Source organism: Bradyrhizobium sp. USDA 4502 (genome assembly GCF_054063355.1).
The window spans coordinates 4,220,100-4,237,336 of sequence record NZ_JBSSGF010000001.1; the positions used below are offsets into that span (position 1 = coordinate 4,220,100).

Annotated in this window: 19 protein-coding genes; 5 read left to right on the forward strand and 14 right to left on the reverse strand. The window is 65.3% G+C overall.

Translation table 11 applies throughout. The annotated features are described in order from the left end of the window. Window positions 1–21 precede the first annotated feature (21 nt). The 6 genes from ACVW1B_RS19590 to ACVW1B_RS19615 form a co-directional block, all read right to left on the reverse strand. Window positions 22–1,164 (reverse strand): tlde1 domain-containing protein, encoded by a 1,143-nt coding sequence (locus ACVW1B_RS19590; protein WP_456822058.1) that lies wholly within the window; start codon window positions 1,162–1,164, stop codon window positions 22–24. Between the two features lie 426 nt (window positions 1,165–1,590). Next, window positions 1,591–2,286: a DUF899 family protein gene (locus ACVW1B_RS19595; protein WP_253607983.1), complete on the reverse strand. Its 696-nt coding sequence runs from the start codon at window positions 2,284–2,286 to the stop codon at window positions 1,591–1,593. A 77-nt stretch (window positions 2,287–2,363) separates the two neighbouring features. Further along, window positions 2,364–3,866, reverse strand: coding sequence for a glycosyltransferase family 39 protein (locus ACVW1B_RS19600; protein WP_456822059.1), 1,503 nt, complete (start codon window positions 3,864–3,866; stop codon window positions 2,364–2,366). Window positions 3,867–3,873: 7 nt separating this feature from the next. Next, window positions 3,874–5,007 (reverse strand): glycosyltransferase, encoded by a 1,134-nt coding sequence (locus ACVW1B_RS19605; protein WP_076828534.1) that lies wholly within the window; start codon window positions 5,005–5,007, stop codon window positions 3,874–3,876. A gap of 248 nt (window positions 5,008–5,255) precedes the next feature. After that, complete coding sequence (locus tag ACVW1B_RS19610; RefSeq protein ID WP_456780287.1) at window positions 5,256–5,462, reverse strand: hypothetical protein; 207 nt, start codon at window positions 5,460–5,462, stop codon at window positions 5,256–5,258. A gap of 67 nt (window positions 5,463–5,529) precedes the next feature. Beyond that, a complete protein-coding gene (locus ACVW1B_RS19615) occupies window positions 5,530–5,901 on the reverse strand; it encodes a hypothetical protein (RefSeq protein ID WP_028339943.1) in 372 nt (123 codons plus the stop codon). Window positions 5,902–6,040: 139 nt separating this feature from the next. Here ACVW1B_RS19615 and ACVW1B_RS19620 point away from each other — a divergent pair, with 139 nt between their 5' ends. Together ACVW1B_RS19620 and ACVW1B_RS19625 are read left to right on the forward strand one after the other, a co-directional pair. Continuing rightward, window positions 6,041–6,889: a DUF72 domain-containing protein gene (locus ACVW1B_RS19620; RefSeq protein WP_057018468.1), complete on the forward strand. Its 849-nt coding sequence runs from the start codon at window positions 6,041–6,043 to the stop codon at window positions 6,887–6,889. Between the two features lie 10 nt (window positions 6,890–6,899). Continuing rightward, a complete protein-coding gene (locus ACVW1B_RS19625; RefSeq protein ID WP_456822060.1) occupies window positions 6,900–7,361 on the forward strand; it encodes a DUF488 domain-containing protein in 462 nt (153 codons plus the stop codon). On the opposite strand, the gene ACVW1B_RS19630 is transcribed toward ACVW1B_RS19625, so the two are convergent. The 6 genes from ACVW1B_RS19630 to ACVW1B_RS19655 all read right to left on the reverse strand — a co-directional run bounded on the left by ACVW1B_RS19630 (window position 7,358) and on the right by ACVW1B_RS19655 (window position 13,421). Then, on the reverse strand, window positions 7,358–8,275 hold the full coding sequence (locus ACVW1B_RS19630) for a PhzF family phenazine biosynthesis protein (RefSeq protein ID WP_253607978.1): 918 nt from the start codon (window positions 8,273–8,275) through the stop codon (window positions 7,358–7,360). The genes ACVW1B_RS19625 and ACVW1B_RS19630 overlap by 4 nt on opposite strands. Before the next feature lie 163 nt (window positions 8,276–8,438). Then, window positions 8,439–9,752 carry an adenylate/guanylate cyclase domain-containing protein gene (locus tag ACVW1B_RS19635; protein WP_456780285.1) on the reverse strand — a complete coding sequence of 438 codons (1,314 nt, stop codon included), beginning with the start codon at window positions 9,750–9,752 and terminating at the stop codon, window positions 8,439–8,441. Window positions 9,753–9,864: 112 nt separating this feature from the next. Further along, on the reverse strand, window positions 9,865–11,028 hold the full coding sequence (locus tag ACVW1B_RS19640; RefSeq protein WP_456822061.1) for an ABC transporter permease: 1,164 nt from the start codon (window positions 11,026–11,028) through the stop codon (window positions 9,865–9,867). 31 nt (window positions 11,029–11,059) lie between these two features. Continuing rightward, complete coding sequence (locus ACVW1B_RS19645; protein WP_456822062.1) at window positions 11,060–12,019, reverse strand: ABC transporter ATP-binding protein; 960 nt, start codon at window positions 12,017–12,019, stop codon at window positions 11,060–11,062. After that, complete coding sequence (locus ACVW1B_RS19650; RefSeq protein WP_253607975.1) at window positions 12,016–12,801, reverse strand: HlyD family secretion protein; 786 nt, start codon at window positions 12,799–12,801, stop codon at window positions 12,016–12,018. Before ACVW1B_RS19650 ends, ACVW1B_RS19645 begins: the two co-directional genes overlap by 4 nt. Continuing rightward, on the reverse strand, window positions 12,798–13,421 hold the full coding sequence (locus tag ACVW1B_RS19655) for a TetR/AcrR family transcriptional regulator (protein WP_253641422.1): 624 nt from the start codon (window positions 13,419–13,421) through the stop codon (window positions 12,798–12,800). The genes ACVW1B_RS19650 and ACVW1B_RS19655 overlap by 4 nt, the downstream gene beginning before the upstream one ends. Here ACVW1B_RS19655 and ACVW1B_RS19660 point away from each other — a divergent pair. Together ACVW1B_RS19660 and ACVW1B_RS19665 are read left to right on the forward strand one after the other, a co-directional pair. Continuing rightward, window positions 13,333–13,539, forward strand: coding sequence for a hypothetical protein (locus ACVW1B_RS19660; protein WP_253610085.1), 207 nt, complete (start codon window positions 13,333–13,335; stop codon window positions 13,537–13,539). The two genes, ACVW1B_RS19655 and ACVW1B_RS19660, sit on opposite strands and share 89 nt — an antisense overlap. Window positions 13,540–13,920: 381 nt before the next feature. After that, window positions 13,921–14,673: a bestrophin-like domain gene (locus ACVW1B_RS19665; protein WP_456823049.1), complete on the forward strand. Its 753-nt coding sequence runs from the start codon at window positions 13,921–13,923 to the stop codon at window positions 14,671–14,673. A gap of 29 nt (window positions 14,674–14,702) precedes the next feature. Here ACVW1B_RS19665 and ACVW1B_RS19670 read toward each other — a convergent pair whose 3' ends face one another. Beyond that, entirely contained in the window at window positions 14,703–15,113 is a 411-nt protein-coding gene (locus tag ACVW1B_RS19670; RefSeq protein ID WP_438072525.1) for a DUF2000 family protein, read from the reverse strand. 311 nt (window positions 15,114–15,424) lie between these two features. Between ACVW1B_RS19670 and ACVW1B_RS19675 the strand changes: the two genes are divergently transcribed. Then, on the forward strand, window positions 15,425–16,642 hold the full coding sequence (locus ACVW1B_RS19675; protein WP_456780282.1) for an NAD(P)/FAD-dependent oxidoreductase: 1,218 nt from the start codon (window positions 15,425–15,427) through the stop codon (window positions 16,640–16,642). Between the two features lie 60 nt (window positions 16,643–16,702). Here the strand turns inward: ACVW1B_RS19675 and ACVW1B_RS19680 are convergent, their stop codons facing one another. Next, entirely contained in the window at window positions 16,703–17,053 is a 351-nt protein-coding gene (locus ACVW1B_RS19680; protein WP_420888210.1) for a DUF4189 domain-containing protein, read from the reverse strand. Window positions 17,054–17,237: the final 184 nt, after the last annotated feature.

Genomic DNA, 17,237 nt, shown 5'->3' on the forward strand with positions numbered 1-17,237 from the left:
GTGGGCCGCTGCCCGCTCTGACTACTGAATCCGCGCGAGCACCGCGAGACGGCGGATGCCCTTGTTACGGTAGGCGTCGAGGAACGCGTAATAATCCTTGAACGAGACGCAGCCGTTGGAGTCGCCGTTCGGACCGAGCATGAAGGTGTGCGCGAGCAGGCCGTCGCGGTTGAAGATCTTGCCTTCGCCGCCGATTGGATTGAGCCGCAGCGCCGGCACGCCGTGGAACAGCGCCTCGCGCGGCTTGAGCTCGTAAATGTGCGGCGGCGTCACGCCGACCATCTTCAGATGCGAGGACCTGGGGTCGTCGAGCCTGGAGCCGAGGCCCGAATGCGCCTCGAGGCGCGTGCCGTCGGGCAGGTACACGGTCTTGGCTGAGATGTCGTAGACCGCGGTCTGACGGTCATAGGGCGGCGAGCCGCCGAGCATCGGGTTCTGGTCCAACGTCGAGGGGATGCTGCCGGTCACGTTCGCGTCGGCTGAAGCGAAGGAGAGCAGTCCGCCGCTCGACTCCCGCTTGCCCCACAGTTTTTCGACCATGGTCTGCCGCTCGTTCGATGCGATCGACATCACCGCGGCCTTGGCGCGCGCGGCCATGTCGCGAACGCCGCCGGACTTCGCAGCCTGCTTGGCCTCGGCAGGCTTCGCCTCGGACGCCTTCTCGGCCCCCTTGGGCTGAACGTCCGCGGTGGGATCGTTGAGCGCCACCTTCAGATTGGCGGCGGCCTGCTTCTTCGCGGTCTCGACCGACTTCGGCGCCGGCAACGGCTTCGATGTCTCGGCAAGCTCCGCGGAGGCGACCGCCCTCGCCGCTTCGGCGACCTTGGGAGCAGCGGCCTGCTTGATCGGGTCGATCTGCGATGCGGCGTCAGCCACGACGCTGGACGCGACGCCCTCGGGCGAGGCGGCCGCAAACCGATCGTTAAACATAAGCGACGATGCCGGGACTTCCGACTTCGCGACCTCGGTCTTCGCGGGCGCCGCCGGTGCGGGCGTCAAGGACGCGAACACCTCGTTGAAGGCCGGCGTCGGCCGCGCAGCGACCGCGACGGGCCGCTTCACCACCGGCGCATCGAACGACGCATCGCCCACGGAGGGATAGACGCTCGCCGCAAAAATGTTGGCGTAGACGGTCCAGGCGCAGCCAAGCACCAGCCCCGCCACCGCGGCGCTGCCGAGGAAATGCTGTGGGAGAATTTTTCGGGAGGATTTCTTGCGGCTTGGCGCCCCAAGAACATACGCACTCGCACTCGTACCCATACGCCCGGCGCTCAAAACAGGTCCACCTTTGTCCCTCACTCGACGCGGGGTCGAACGGGTGTTCGGCTCAACGTCGCGCGGGGGCACAGACGGCCATTAAGGCGACTTTTAGTTAAATGCGACTTAACCGGATGCGATCCCCTGCAGCGCGGGAAGTGCCTGTGGCGTAGGGCTTTTTTAAGATGACATTGGACCGCCAAAGCGGCTTTTCTGTCCCATCATGGGACATTCCGGTATGCCGCTCCAGCGCGGCATACCGGAATATATTCAGGGGAGAATTTCCTTGCCGATCGCCCCGTAATCGCGCGGGGATCGAGCAAAAACCATCTCTCAGTAGCTGAGCTTCGGATACCAGTCCTTGCCGCGTCCTTCAGGCGTCGTGTCGAGCAAGGTCCACAGCGGATCCATGTCCGGTGCGCCGCGCGGGTCCTGGCCGGGGTCCATCGTGCCCGCACCCATTTCGCCTGCCCAGAAATGACGGATCGTGCCGTTGTGGCGCGTGAAGACATTGTAGCCCGGCAGGTCGCTGTCATCCTTGCTGACATAGTCGCGCGTGTAATCACCCGACGCATCCGAGTAGATCCTGTGACGCGTCCAGCCGCGCGCCTTCTTCGCCTCGATCAGCCGAGCGATCGGCGAGCGCGCCACGAACACGAACGACACGCGCTGCTCGATATCGGGCAGCTTCTCCTCCCACGTGCTCATGAACGACGTGCACATCGGACACGGCTTCTCGCGCTGCGGGCCGTACATGTAGCTGTAGATGATGAGGGTCGGCTTGCTGCCGAACAGATCGGCGAGCGATGCCGCACCGGCCTCTCCGATGAACTCATAGGACTTGGTCACCTCGCCGCCCGGCGGCAATGCGCGGCGTAGCGCGGCGACGCGCTCGATATGCCGGCGCAGCTCGATCTCTTCGACGAGCAATTCCTGGCGGGCGCTTCGATACTCGGCGCTCTCATTGGGAAAGCGCCTGACATTGGTCGTGGCGAGTTCGGCAGCAGGCTTGAGGACGGAACTGGTCATGTTGGAACCTCGCGTGGTTGACGGGCTGTCTGGAAGACGACCCGGACCCGGACGATCCGACACTCAACGGCGAGGATTTATTGCAGTTCCGGCGGCGGGGAACGGTCGAGGATCTCGCCCTTTGCGCCTTCCAGCAGGTCGAGCGCGTAGGTCTCGATGGTCAACGGCCCCCGCATGCGTTTGGCCTCGGCCACCGTTTCGACACGGGCGAAATTGTCGCGCAGCGAGGCCGGCATCGCCTGCTCGACCTCATGCACATAGAGCAGCTTGCCAGCCAGTTGCGCCGGGCTCGGCTCTTGCATGTTGACCCAGCGAATGCGCTGGCCCTGCTGGGCGACGCAGGTGCCCTTGGGGAGATAGAAGGCGAGCCAGCCGGTGGTGCCGTAGTCCGCCGCCAGCACGCAGCTCGCGCCGGTCCGGACGCGGGTCGCCTCGATCTCGTCCGTAAGCTCCTGCCAGCCGACACCGACGCTGCGCACGGTGGCGTCGCGGCGGTAGCCCGAGAGCAAACCGGTGTTGGCCTGCACGATCAGCAGCGCGAACAGCACGACGCCGACGGGTGCGGCCCAGCGGCGGCAGAAATCGACCGTGCGCTGCTCGCGCGACGCCCACTGCACCTGGACTGCCGCGACCGCGGCCGCTACGGCAAAGGCGGGATAGACCGGCGCGAACCAGTTGGCCTCGACCCGCGCATGCAATGCGTGCCAGGTGAAGTAGACCACGATGGTCCAGAACATCGTGTTGACCAGCACGCGCGCCTCCAGCGCGCCGGCGCGGCGCCGATAGAGCGCGTAGAGGCCCATCACGCCGAGGATGAAGACCAATGGCGTTGCGAACGCAAACTGGGTCGGGATCAACTCGGCGATGTAGGTCGGGCGGAAATCCTCGATCCGCGCGCGGCCCATCTGCTTGATGAAGGACACCCAGTGATGGTCGGCATTCCAGCGGATGACCGGGCTGAACAGGCCGAGCGCGACCAGGCCGCCGAGATAGAGCCAGGGCGACAGAAACCAGCGCCGCAGCTTCGGCACCATCGCAAGCCAGATCAGGATCGCCGGACCAAAGAACAGCGCCGAGTATTTCGACAGCAGCGCCGCGCCGGCGCTGGCGCCGACCGCAAGCCACCATTCGCCGCGACCGCTCTCCAGCACCTTTGCCAGCGCGTACAGCAGGAGGCTGGCAGCGACCAGCAGCGGCGCATCCGGCGTCACGATCAGCGTGCCGACGGCGGCCATCAGCGTGACATTGAGCAGGATCGTTGCGCTCGCGGCGATGCGCCGGCCGCCGAACAGGAGGCCGGCCGCCCGGTAGATCGCCCAGCTCATCGGCAGTGCGAGCAGGATCGACACCAGCCGCACGCCGAACGGCGTATCGCCCGCGATCATGGTGCCGAGCCGGATCACCACCGCCACCATCGGCGGATGGTCGTAATAGCCGCCGGCGAGCGACTTCGACCACATCCAGTAATAGGCTTCGTCGAAAGTCAGCGGCGTCCATGCCGCGGCGGCCAGCCGCAACACGACCAGCGCGCACACCGCAAGCGCGGTGTTTCGGGCCAGCCGCGCCTCGCTCGCGTTCATGCCGCCGTCATCGCTTGCGCCAGACGAACAGCCCGGACATCGCGTAGTTCCAAACCACGCCCATCAGCGCGCCGGCTGCGCCCGCCAGCCACCAGATCGGCTCCTGATCGTAGACCGAGAACGCGACGCCGACATTGGCGAGCAGGCCGACGCTGCAGACCAGATAGAACAGCAGCAGGCCGCGCAGGATGCCAAAGCCCTTCAGCCGCTGATCGCGATAGGTCAGGAAATTGTTGAGGATGAAATTGCTGGTCATGGCGACGATCGCACCGGTGGCCTGGGCCTCCGGGAATGGCGCCTTGAACAGTTCGAGCGCGATGAACAGCACGGTGAGGTGCACCACCAGGCCGAGCCCGCCGACCGCCGCGAACAGAATGAAGCGCAGCGAGATCAGATCATTGGTCAGCTTCGCCAGCACCAGGCCGAGGAAGTCGAGCGCGACCATCGAGTCGAGCTTGCTCTCGCCATGCTGGCGGGCACCGAAGGTGTAGGGAATCTCGACCGCGCGCAGCTTGCCCTCCGCAGTCGCCACGACGTCGAGCAGAATCTTGAAGCCCTGCGTCGACAGCTGCGGCGCGAGCTGCTCGAAACGGTCGCGGCGGATCATGAAGAAGCCGCTCATGGGGTCGGCGATCTCGACCTTCAGCGCGCGGCGCGCGATCTCGGTGGCGAACGCGCTGGCACCGGCGCGCTGCTTGTTGAAGCCGTCGGCCTTGTAGCCCTCGATATAGCGGCTGCCGACCACGAGCTCGGCCTCGCCGCTCTGCAGCAGCGCCACCATCTTCGGCAGCTGGGTCTCGTCATGCTGCAGGTCGGCGTCCATCACCGCGGCATAGGGCGCGCTCGAGGCCAGGATGCCCTCGATGCAGGCGCCGGACAGGCCGCGCCGGCCGATCCGGCGGATGCAGCGCACGCGGGAATCCTTCCGCGCCAGCGCGCGCACCACGTCCCAGGTTCCGTCGGGCGAATTGTCGTCGACGAAGATGACTTCCCAGGACACGTCCTTCAGGATCGCGTCGAGCCGGCGGTACAGCACCGTGACATTGTCGCGTTCGTTGAAGGTCGGGACGACCACCGAAAGCAGCGGCAAGCTTGCTGCCTGCGATGAGGTTTCGGGGCTCGGCTTGATGGCTTGGTTCATGAGCGCCAGCGTATAGCCGCAGCCTCTCCCGCTGCCAAGGCAGGCCGACCCAAACGCACGCTCGGAAAACGGGAAAACGGGGCAAAACACCCCTGAAAATGCCAACGACCACGAACAAGGGGCGCGCGTACATCCGGCGCAGCCAATCAATGTCGTGGTCGTCCGGCGCCGGAGCCCTGAAGCTGCAACGTCGCCGTTGCAAGCAAGATAGGAAGGCCCCAGGCGGTCCGCAAGGGGCGCGGGAGGCGCTAGTTGTTCGGGACTTCCCGGATCACCGGGCCGCGTGGCGCCGGGGCTGCCGGCGCGGCCTCGGCAGCTGGAGCCGCCTGCGGCTGTGCGGCGGACCGGCTCGGGTTACGGAGCTGGCTCGGCGACGGCCCGTAGATGAACGCCGCCGCCAGCGCGACGGCCGCGACCAGTGCGCCCAAGAAACCTGCCGTCGATTGTGATCTCATGCCGATGATCCCCTCGCCTGCGCGGATTGATATCAAAAATCGGCCGGCCGCAACAGGATTTGGGAACCTATTTGGCCGCGGCCCTGCGCCGGGTGAAGGCGGTCACGATGTCCTTCTGCGCGAGCTCGATCGCACGGTTGGCGGTCGTCAGATTCGCGTCGGCGTCCTGCTTCGGAAATTGCAGCGACAGGAAGTCGATCAGCGACACACGGAAGTTCTGCCGCTCCGACGGACAGACATTGGCGATCAGCGAGGTGAACTCCTGGTCGGACATCGCCTTGTTGCTGTCGCGGGGATATTCGCGGGCGAGACAATTCCAGTAGGCGTCGCGGCCGGTGATCGCGAGCTTGTGCGCATCGTCGACCTCATCGGCCATTGCAGCGGAGGATATGGCGGCGGAGGACATGATCAAGAGGGCGGCCGCAACCAGCATGCGCATTGTTGTTCTCCATTTTGGCGCATCGTAGCGAAGAGCGACAGCGACGATAAGCGCCGCCGTGCCGATCTGGCAAACTGGCCAATCACGATTATTTTGATTAGTCTTGCTTCCTGTTCCCTCCCTCACGATGAGTGCAGTCGTGGCCAAAGCTCCCACCAAGGCGACCAAGACAGACACCAAGGCAACCAAGACCGACGCAGGCAACATCTATATCGGCATCGGCGGCTGGACCTTCGAGCCGTGGCGCGGGGTGTTCTATCCGGAGAAGCTCGCGCAAGCGAAGGAGCTGTCCTACGCCGCCTCCAAGCTGACCTCGATCGAGATCAACGGCACCTATTACGGCTCGCAGAAGCCGGAGAGCTTTCGCAAATGGGCCAGCGAAGTGCCCGACGGCTTCATCTTCTCGCTGAAGGGACCACGCTTCGCCACCAACCGCCGCGTGCTCGCCGAGGCCGGCGATTCGGTGAAGAGGTTCTATGATTCGGGCGTGCTGGAGCTGAAGGACCGGCTCGGGCCGGTGCTCTGGCAGTTCGCGCCGACCAAGAAGTTCGACGGCGCCGATTTCGGCAAGTTCCTCGAGCTGCTGCCGCGCAAGCTCGACGGCCGCGCGCTGCGCCACGTCGTCGAGGTCCGCCATGACAGTTTTTGCGTGCCCGAATTCGTCGCCCTGATTCGCGAACACGAGGTGCCGGTGGTGTTCGCCGAGCACGGCAAATATCCGGCGATCGCCGACGTCGCGAGCGACTTCGTCTATGCCCGGCTGCAGAAGGGCGATGACGAATTGAAGACCTGCTATCCGCCGAAGCAGCTCGACGCCTGGGCCAAGCGGTTTCAGGACTGGGCCGGCGGCAGCGAGCCCGACGACCTGCCGAAGGTCGACAAGGCCGCGCCCAAGAAGGCGCCCCGCGACGTGTTCGCCTATGTGATCCACGAGGGCAAGGTCCGCGCGCCGGCCGGCGCGATGGAGCTGATCGAACGGGTGAAGTGAGCGAGAACCGATGGCGAAGGCCAGGAAGCTGTTCACCATCGGCTACGAGCAGACGCCGTCGAAGGCGGTGCTCGACGAGCTCGAGCAGGCCGGCGTCAAGCTGCTGGTCGACGTCCGCGCCATCGCCTCCTCGCGCCGGCCCGGCTTCTCCAAGACCCAGCTCGCCGCCGGTCTCGACGAGCGCGGCATCGGCTACGTCCATCTGCGCGGTCTCGGCACCCCGAAAAGCGGACGGGAAGCGGCACGCAGCGGGCAATATGCGCTGCTGCACAAGATCTATTCGGCGCACCTGAAGACGGCGCAGGCCAAGGAAGAGCTCGACGAGCTGTCGGCGCTGGTCAAGCAGTCCGGCCCGGTCTGCATCCTCTGCTACGAGCGCGACCACCAGCACTGCCACCGTCGATGGATCGCCGAGATCATCGAAGAGCGCGACGGCGTCAGGATCGAGGACCTGGCGGCACCGCAGCTCTAGCCTGCCTCGCCCGGCACGTTCAGCGTTCCCTCCATCATCGTCACGCAGCCGCCGCCGACATGCACCGAAGTGATCGCGCCGCCTTGCTTGCGCACGCGCGTCAGCAACAGGCTCGGCCGGCCCATGTCGACGCCCTGCCCGATCCGCAGCCGCAATTCGCCATCGCGCGCGGGATCGATATCGGCGAGCAGCGCCGCGCAAGCCGCGGTCGCGCTGCCGGTGGCGGGATCCTCGGACAGGCCGCTGGCGCCCGGATGGAACATGCGCGCCTGCAGGTCGAGCGGCTGCTCGCTCGCCGGCACGTCGCTTGTGTAGAAATAGACGACGTCGCGGCCGATCTCGGCCAGCGTCCTGGCGAACGCCGCAGCATCGGGCCTGGCGCGCCTCAGCGCCTCGCGCGAGGCGATCTCGACCACCAGGAACGGCAGCCCGACCGAGACGACCTGCGGGGCATGCCGATCGGTCTTCACATCAGCCGCCGTCAGCGACAGGCACGCGGCGGCCGCGGCCGCGCTCACCTCGTTGGTCCGCTGCAACGCCTGCGGCGCGGTCAGCTCGGCCCCGATCACATTGCCGCCGTCGGACAGGATCTCGACCGGCACCAGCCCCGCCTTCTCCTCGAACCTCAAGCGCGCCGGCGCCTTCGCGGCCCGGCTTGCCAGCACGAAGGCGGTGCCGACATTGGGATGGCCGGCGAACGGAATTTCCGAGCGCACCGTGAAGATGCGAACCTGGGCGTCGTTGGCCTTGTCCTGCGGCGGCAGCACGAAGGTCGTCTCGGAATAGTTGAACTCGGTCGCGATCGCCTGCATCGCTTCGGTCGACAGCCCTTCGGCGTCGAGCACCACGCCGAGCGGGTTGCCGCCGAAGGCGCGGTCGGTGAAAACGTCGACGGTGATATAGCGCCGCTGCATCTTGCTTGTCCTCGTGCTCCGGTCATTCCGATGACGTCATCGTAGCACGGCGCGCGCGATGCCCTTCAGAGCACTCGGTGCAATCGCGGGTAGTCACATGCAGGCAGCTCGCGCGGCTTGAGGAGCCGTGCGTGATTGCCTCGGATCATGTGAGCGTCGCCGCCTACCCCAACTGCCAGACGTGCACCGGGTGCTCGTAGCCCCGCACCGGGATCTCGCCGCGCGACACCGCGTCCTTGCAGTCATCGCCGAGCGCCTCGCGCACCGCGGAGGAAATTAAAAACTGCGAGCCGAGCTCCTTGTTCAGCGCCTCGAGCCGCGCGGCAAAATTCACGGTGTCGCCGATCACGGTGTACTCCTTGCGCCGGGGCGAGCCGATATTGCCGGCGACGACCTCGCCGATGTGGATGCCGATGCCGATGCGCAGCGGCCAGCTCGTCGCCGCGTTGGTGCGCTCGTTCGCGGCGAGCATTTCACGCGCGGCGGCGACCGCCTGATGCGCGGCGTCGCCGGTCTCGAACGGGGCACCGAACAGCGCGAGAAAGCCGTCGCCCAAAAACTTGTTCACGATGCCGCCATGGCGATCGAGGATATCGACCAGCACGGCAAAGGCGCCATCGAGCCTGTCGACCACCTCTTGCGGCGAGCGGGTGCGCGCACCGGCCGTGAAGCTACGGAAATCCACGAACATCACCGCAACACGGCGGATGTCGCTGCCGGTGCCGGCACCCTCCGTCATCAGACGTTCGACCACCTGCGGCGAGACGTGCTGGCCAAACAGATTGGTGATGCGATCGCGCGCGGTGGCGGCCGCGATGCTAGCCGCGAACTGCCGGCGCAGCTGCATGCCGACCGCGCCGGCCAACATGCCGCAGATCAGGATGATCGAGCTCCGCGCGGCGTGATAGTAGATGCTGGTCTCGGCCGCGCCGCCGCCCGAGGGATGGAAGAACACCGCCATGTAGAACAGCTCGACCGCCGCGACGAAGCCGGTGAAGGTCGAGAGCCAGAAGTCGAGCCGTAGCGTCGACAGGATGATGAAGACGAAATAGATCAGCGGCGCCACGAAGCCGAGCGCCTCTTGCGGCCCCATGCTATTCATGTGCAGCGCCAGCACGACGGTCGGCAGCGACGTCTCGACCAGCACGCCGATGTAGCGCCGGACCACCGGCAGGTCGCGCCCCTTGCGCATGTGCCAGCTGATTGCCCCGTGCACCCAGAGCTCGAACAGGATCAGCGGAATGGTGACGTAGAAGACGTAGACGGGGCTGAGGTTGCCGTGCCAGACGCGGCTGACCGCGTCGGGCGCAAAGAAATACACCAGCAGACTGATCGCCGCGAGAGCAGCGGCGGTAGCGATCAGCACCTTGATGCGGAGCAGCTCGGTGGTCATCACCTCGCGCATCAGGGCGTGATGGAAATCGGCGGATACGGTTGTGTCTGCCGCTGCGCCGCTTTTGTCCGAAGATTCCGCCATGCCTCCCACCCCGTCATCCCGGGGCGCGAAGCGAACCCGGAATCTCGAGATTCCGGGTTCGATGCTTCGCATCGCCCCGGAATGACGATCATTGATGGCATCCATCATAGCCTCAATCGAGCGTGCGGCGGAAGCGCGTCACCGCGATCGTCATGGCGAACAGCATCAGGGCGACCAATGCGACGGTGTCGTATTGCAGGTTCTGCATCGCCGCCCCCTTCAGCATGATTGCCCGGACGATGCGCACGAAGTGGGTCAGCGGCAGCCCCTCGCCGATATATTGCGCCCAGACCGGCATGCCCGCGAACGGAAACATGAAGCCGGACAGCAGGATGCTCGGCAGGAAGAACATCATCGAAAGCTGCATCGCCTGCAGCTGGTTCTGGACGATGGTCGAGAAGGTGTAGCCGATCGACAGATTGGTGGTGATGAACAGCGTGGTGAGCAGCGCCAACAGCGTGAGGCTGCCGAGGACCGGCACGCCGAACAGCAAAATGCCGATGGCGATGATCAGCGTGGCCTGGATGAAGCCGACCAGCACATAGGGGATGATCTTGCCGAACATCACCTCGACCGGCTTGATCGGCATCGACAGCAGGCTCTCCATGGTGCCGCGCTCGATCTCGCGCGTCACCGAGAGCGCGGTGAAGATCAGCATGGTCATGGTCAGGATGGTTCCGACCAGGCCGGGCACGATATTGAGACGCGAGTCCGCCGCCGGGTTGTAACGGGCGTGAGCGCGGATCTCGAACGGCATGTCCGGGGGATCGCCGACGTGCAGATCATGCGCCAGCGCCGATTGCACCAGCGGCCCGAGCGCGCCGAGCGCCGAGCCCGACGCCACCGGGTCGGTGGCATCCGCCGCGACCAGCAGCGCCGGCCTGTCGCCGCGCCGCACCGCGCGCTCGAAGCCGCGCGGGATCTCGACGCCGAACAGCACCTTGCCGGATTGCAGCAGCTCGTCGAACTCCTCGACGGTGTGGACCTCGCGGACAAAATGGAAATAGGCGGTGTTCTCCATCGCCTTCAGGATCGAACGGCCGAGATCGCTGTCCTCCTGGGTCAGCACGGCGGTCGGCAGATTGCGCGGCGTGGTGTTGATGGCGTAGCCGAACAACGTCAGCTGCATCACCGGCAGCATGATGATCATGGCGAACGAGACGCGGTCGCGGCGGAGCTGGATGAACTCCTTGACCAGCATCGCGTAGCTGCGCCGCCAGAAGCCGAATGCCGGCTCCCTCGCCTCGCTCTTCTGGATCGTTTCCGTTGCGCTCATCGCAATTATCCCTGGAAATTATCCTTGAAAGTTATCCTTGGAAATTATCCTTGGAGCGCCCCATCAAATCGATGAAGACGTCTTCGAGCGACGGCTCGCTGGCCTGCCATTGCCATTTCGAATTGTCCCGATAGGGCGCAATCGCGGCCTCGAGCGCCGCCTTGTCGCGGCCGGAGACGTGCAGGCTGGTGCCGAACGGCGCCACCATGTCGACGCCGGGCTTGTCCGTGAGCTCGGCCATCAGGCCGTTGAAATCCTCGCCCGTCACCGTCCAGGTCGATAACGCGGAGGCGGCGATCACCTCGTCCACCGTGCCGTGGGCCAACAGATGGCCGTAGGCGATGTAGGCGATCTCGTGACAGCGCTCGGCCTCGTCCATGTAATGGGTCGAGACCAGCACGGTGAGGCCTTCGGCGGCGAGCGCGTGGATCTCGTTCCAGAAATCGCGCCGCGCCTTGGGATCGACGCCGGCGGTCGGCTCGTCGAGCAGCAGCAATTGCGGATTGGGCAGCGTGCAGGCGCCGAGCGCGAGCCGCTGCTTCCAGCCGCCGGAGAGATTGGCGGCGAGCTGCTCCTCGCGGCCCTTCAGCCCGATCCGCGCGATCATGTCGGCCGCGGCGCCGCGCGCGTCCGGCATGCCATAGAGCCGCGCCACGAATTCGAGATTCTCGCGCACCGACAGATCCTGGTAGAGGCTGAAGCGCTGCGTCATGTAGCCGACCTTGCGCTTGATCTTGTCGGCATCGCGCCGGATGTCGTAGCCGAGGCAGGTGCCCTCGCCGCTGTCGGGCGTCAGCAGGCCGCACAGGATGCGGATGGTCGTGGTCTTGCCGCTGCCGTTGGGACCGAGGAAGCCGTAGATCGAGCCGCGCTTGACCTGCATCGACAGGTCATGGACGACCTCGCGTCCGCCAAACGACTTGGTCAGGCCCTTCACATCGATCGCGATGGAGGGTGCGTTGGACCGCGCGCTGGTGGAGCCGCCGTTCATCTGCGCTCCGCCACCGGCGTCTTGGGATTGAGGTAGATGCTGATCGGCTGACCGACGCGCAGCACATCGGGCCGGCTCGGCCGCGCCTGGATCAGATAGACCAGCTTGTTGCGTTCATCGAGGCTGTAGATGACCGGCGGCGTGTATTCCGCCGTGGTGGCGATGAAGTAGATCTTTGCCGTGAGGTCGGCGGCGCAATTGTCGCAGGTCACCCTCACCTCGTCGCCGAGCGCGAGCTTCGGCAGCTCGGCCTCCGGCACGAAGAAGCGCAGCTTCATGTTGCCGGGCGGCATGATCGACAGCACCGGGCGCTGCGCCTGCACCATCTCGCCCTCGCGGAAATAGATCTGCTGGATCGAGCCCGCGATCGGCGCAAAGCCCTTGCGGCGGTCGAGCCGGGTCTGCGAGGTGTTGACCCGCGCCTCCGCGACGCGCAGCGCCGAGACCGCGGAATCCAGATTGGCCTGGGTGCCGGCGCCGGTGCCGCGCAGCGAGGCCGCGCGGTCATAGCTCTGCCGCGCGTTGGCAAGGGTCGCGTTGTTCTGGTTGAGATCGGCGCGCTGCAAATCGTCGTCGACCGAATAGAGCAGATCGCCGGGCTTGACCTCGTCGCCCTCGCGCACATTGAGCTTGATGACGCGGCCGGATTCATCGGGGCTGACGAAGATCATATCGGCCTCGACCCAGCCCTGGAAGCCGGGATCACGCTTCTCCTGGCAACCGGCCAGCGCCGCCGCCAGCACGACTGCGGTCACGAGCTTCATCATGCGCGAGACGGTCATGACTTGCTCCGTTCGCCGAAGATCAGATCGAGATGAACCTTGAACATCGCGAGAGCATCGAGCGGCGCGTGCCGGGCAAACAGGCTCTGCCAGATCACCGCGACGATCGCGGGCGCCACGACGAGTTGGGGAAACTGCGCGAGCTGGCGCTGCCTGATCTCGCCGCGCGTGATCGCAAGCTGGATCAGCGCCTGCATCGCGGCCATCCCCTTCGACACCACCTCGCGGAAATAGAAGTCGGCGATCGTCGGGAAGCGCGGCCCTTCGGAGACGATCAGGCGGACGATGTCGCCGCGCCGGGTCGACACGATCTCGCGGATGAAGGTCTCGGCAAACCTCTCCACCGCATCGCGCACCGGACCGGTGATGGTGGGCGGCGCGGCCATGCGATTGACCAAGGGCACGACTGCGGTGCGGATCAACTCCTCGAACATCGACTCCTTGTCCTTGAAGTACAGATAGAGCGTGCCCTTGGCGACGCCCGCCCGCTTAGCGACATCGTCGAGCCGCGTCGCGGCGAAGCCGCGCGCAATGAACTCGTCCATCGCCGCCTCGACGATCGCAGCGCGCCGCTCCGCCGATTTCTCGGCGCGGTTCGCGGCGGGCTTCGGCTCAGGCAGCTTTGCCGAGGCCACCTTCGGGATCTTCGCCGCGGCAGCCCGGATCGCGGTGGTCCGGCGCCTGGCAGGCCGGGAGCGGCTCGTTTCTTCGATGCGCTTTGTCATGGCCATAATATGACTGACCAGTCAGTCATTGTCAATGCGTTCAGAGAAAACGCCTGCCGGCCGGAAGCGTTCCTGTCGGCCTTTCCGGGTCCTCAGGATGCGCATAGATTCGCGATCTCGCGGCGCAAATGCCCGAATTTGCTGCTTATTTCCGCCCTTCTGGGAACAGTGGGCGCAGGGAAAGCCGGGTGGCGATCGCACCCGCGGGCCCTGTGCAACAAAAAGGCACAGGGGTGGCACCACAGGTGTAACCGGAGCAATCCGGCTTTCCCTGCGCGATCGGCTACGGCTCACCTCGTGCTCTCCCCGGCGGGATTGGGGGGATTTTGATACAAGTGATCGGCTGGGGGAAACACCTATGAGCGATTGGTTACACAACCTTTCTGTGCCGTGGATGGCCTTCATCGTCTTCGGCTTCACCTATCTTGTTGCCGTTCTCATTTTCGCAGGCGTTGCGATCCTGTCGACCAAGGAGCGCGCAACGTCTTTCAAATCGATCTCTCCCGGCATGTTGCCGGTGCTCGGCATCCTTTTCGGCCTGTTTGTCGCGTTCACCGCGGCACAGGTCTGGAGTGACAGCGATCGCGCCACCGCGGCGGTGAGCCGCGAAGCCAGCTCGTTGCGGGCGGTCATCTTGCTCGCCGGCGGTCTGCCGCCGGAGCAGGAGGCGCGCCTGCGCGGCCTCGTTCGCGACTACGTCGAGGAAACGGTCGCCGTGGAATGGCCGATGATGGCGCGCCAGGCTGCATCGCTCAAGGCAGCGCCTCCCGCGCTGACCGCGGCGTTGCGCCTTGTCGTGTCAACGCCCGCGCAAAACCCGGGCCAGCAGACGACCCAGCACGAGATCATCACCAATCTGAATTCGGCACTCGATGCGCGACGACAACGGATCATCGTCAGCCAGACCGAAGTCGACTCGATCAAATGGTGGTGCCTCTACCTTCAGGCCATCTGCGAGCTATTGGTCATTGCCCTTGTTCACTGCGACAACCGGTTGGGATCCGCCATCGCGATGGGCCTGTTCGCGACCGGCGTGGCCACATCGGTTCTGCTGATTGCCGCGCATGATCGACCATTCACCGGCCAGATATCGATTGCGCCGACGCCGTTGCTGCAGATCATGCCGGACAAGGAGGCGAGCCGATAAGCGCCGGACCGCACTACGCGCGCTGTCCGCTACGTGTGAAACTTCAGCCCGTCGAGGATCTTGTCGACCACCTTGCGCTCGGCGCGAATGGCGAGGCCGACCAGGTTGAGCTCGCTGCGCACGACCGCCTTCACCACCTCGCGGTTGGCGGCGTCATGCGTGGTCTTGAACATGTCCTCGGTGTAGAGCGCCGGCTGCACGTTGCGCGCCAGCGCGCGCTCCAGCGCTCGCGATAGCGCAGGCCCGTCGGCGCCGTAGATCAGAATCGGCTGGCCTATCAGGGAGAGATATCTGGTCCCCGAGCCGTCCTGGTAATTCTCGCCGATACATTCGGGGAAGGAAGCCGCGATGCCGCCGGCAAGAAACGACGCCACGTTGAGCTTCTGCCAGACTTCCAGGTCGGTGCGGATCACGACCGCGATCTTGGTGTCGAACTGCATGGCGATAATTCTATCCGCAGGTTGACGACAAACGCCAGTTCTGACCGCGCATCCCTCATCTGCCCGCCAGGCGCTGACGTTAGTTTTCTTGAGCAACCCACGGGCGGACCCTGCCCGCCTGAAGGGCGACGTCGCGGCTGGCGAAGCTGATATCGCTGCGGCGAAGAAGCTCAACCCACACGTCGACCGCTAGCCGTGCGACGTCGCAAGGGCCCGATCCCTGCCGGGACGGAAAGCGATAGTCAGCTCCTGCGCCGCGTAGTAGGCTTCGGGCGTTCGATGACCATCAGCATATTTCAGGGCATTGCATCATGATCAGCAAGGCCGATGTTGTTGTTATTGGTTCGGGCGGATTGGGCGCGGCCACAGCCTATTACCTGAGCAAGCGTGGAGGTCTCAGCGTCGCCCTTGTCGACAAGCATGAGATCGGATCGCAAACCTCGCCCCGCGCGGCAGGCATGGTGAGTTGTGCGCGCAAGAGCGACTTGATGATTGGCCTCATCAAGGACGCATGCCGCAAGATCGAGGCGTTCACGGAAGAAACCGGCCAGCCGCTCGACTGGGTGCATTCGGGCAGCCTCAAGATTGCGCGCCGGCCGCAGGACGCCGAAGTGATCGAGGACGATTTCGAGCGCGGACGCCGCACCGGCCTCGACGTCGAGCTGATCTCTCCGCAAGAGGCGAGCAGTCTCAATCCGTTCTTGCAGCCGGCGGGCGTCGTTGCGGCGATGCGGATCGGCGACGACCGGTATTTCGACCCGGCGCAGGTTGCCGTCGGTTTCGCCACAGCCGCGGCGGCCAACGGTGCAATCTTGCTGCCGAAGACCGACGTGCGCGCCGTCAACATCGTCGGCGGCACCGTGATCGGCCTGACCACCGCGAACGGCGTCATTGAAAGTCCGGTTGTCGTCGATGCGGCCGGCGCGTGGACACGGCAGGTCGCGGAGGCGAGCGGGATCCGCGTGCCGCTGGTGCCGACCCGGCAGCAGTTGATCGTGACCGAGCCTTTGGATGGCGCGCGGGCCGACCTGCCGATGATCCGCATCATGGATGCCGCGGTGTATGCCCGTCCGTGTCAGGGCGGTTTCCTGTGGGGTGTCTACGAGGAAACGCCGCGCTTCTTCGATATGCAGTCGCTTGGGGCCGGCTTCGACGTCAAGGACATGCCGCTCGACATCGGCGTGCTTCATGCAGCCGCCGATGAGGTCAAGGACCAGCTCCCGTTCCTGCAAACCGCCAAGGTGCGGGAGTTTCGCGGCGGCATTCCGACGATGACTGCCGACGGCCATCATATTCTCGGCCCAGCCATTGGCGTGGCCGGCTTCTATTTTGCAAGCGGGTGCAACGTCGCCGGTCTGTCGATCTCGCCGACCGTCGGCGAGGCGCTTGCGGCCTGGATCGTGGACGGCAAGCCGCCCGTCGATCTATCGCCGATGTCGGTCATGCGGTTCAAAGACCAATCGTGGTCTGAAGATCAATTGGAGCGCGACGCCGCCTGGCAATACCGACACTTCTATGGCGCCGTCTGAGCGCGGCTCGGAGTGCAGGCCATCAGCGCTTTGCCCGCCAGGCGGATTGTGGCGGCCGCCCTACCCCTTGGCGTCGCAGGCCCAGGCGCGGATCACGCATTCCTTGCCGCCATAGTCGTAGCACTTCTTGGTCGCGGCATTGAGCGAGCTCGAGATCTTCGGCGCCACGGCATAGCCATGGGCGCCGCAGGGATTCTTCATGTCGATCGAGAGCGCGGCGCAGGCCCGCTTCATGGTCACGGTGGTGCAATCGCCCTTGCACTGCTTCAACGCGGCGGCACGCGCCGCGCCTTCCGCCGGATAGTCGTAGGCCTGGCCATAGGCCCCGCACTTGCCGACCGCGAACGCACCGGCCGCGCGCGCCTTGGGCACGAAGGTTTCCACGGAGAAACGCGTGGCGCCGAGCAGCAATGTCAGGACGAGAATCGTCAACGCGCGACGCTGCGCGACGGCGGTCGAAATGATCAAGCGGAAATCCCCCAAAGCCCGGCGCGGACTGTACGCAGGGGTCGTTTCCAGATGGTGAATGACGGGTTGAGAGCGAGTTCTATCCACTCGTCGTCCCGGCGAAGGCCGGGACCCATAGCCACCGATG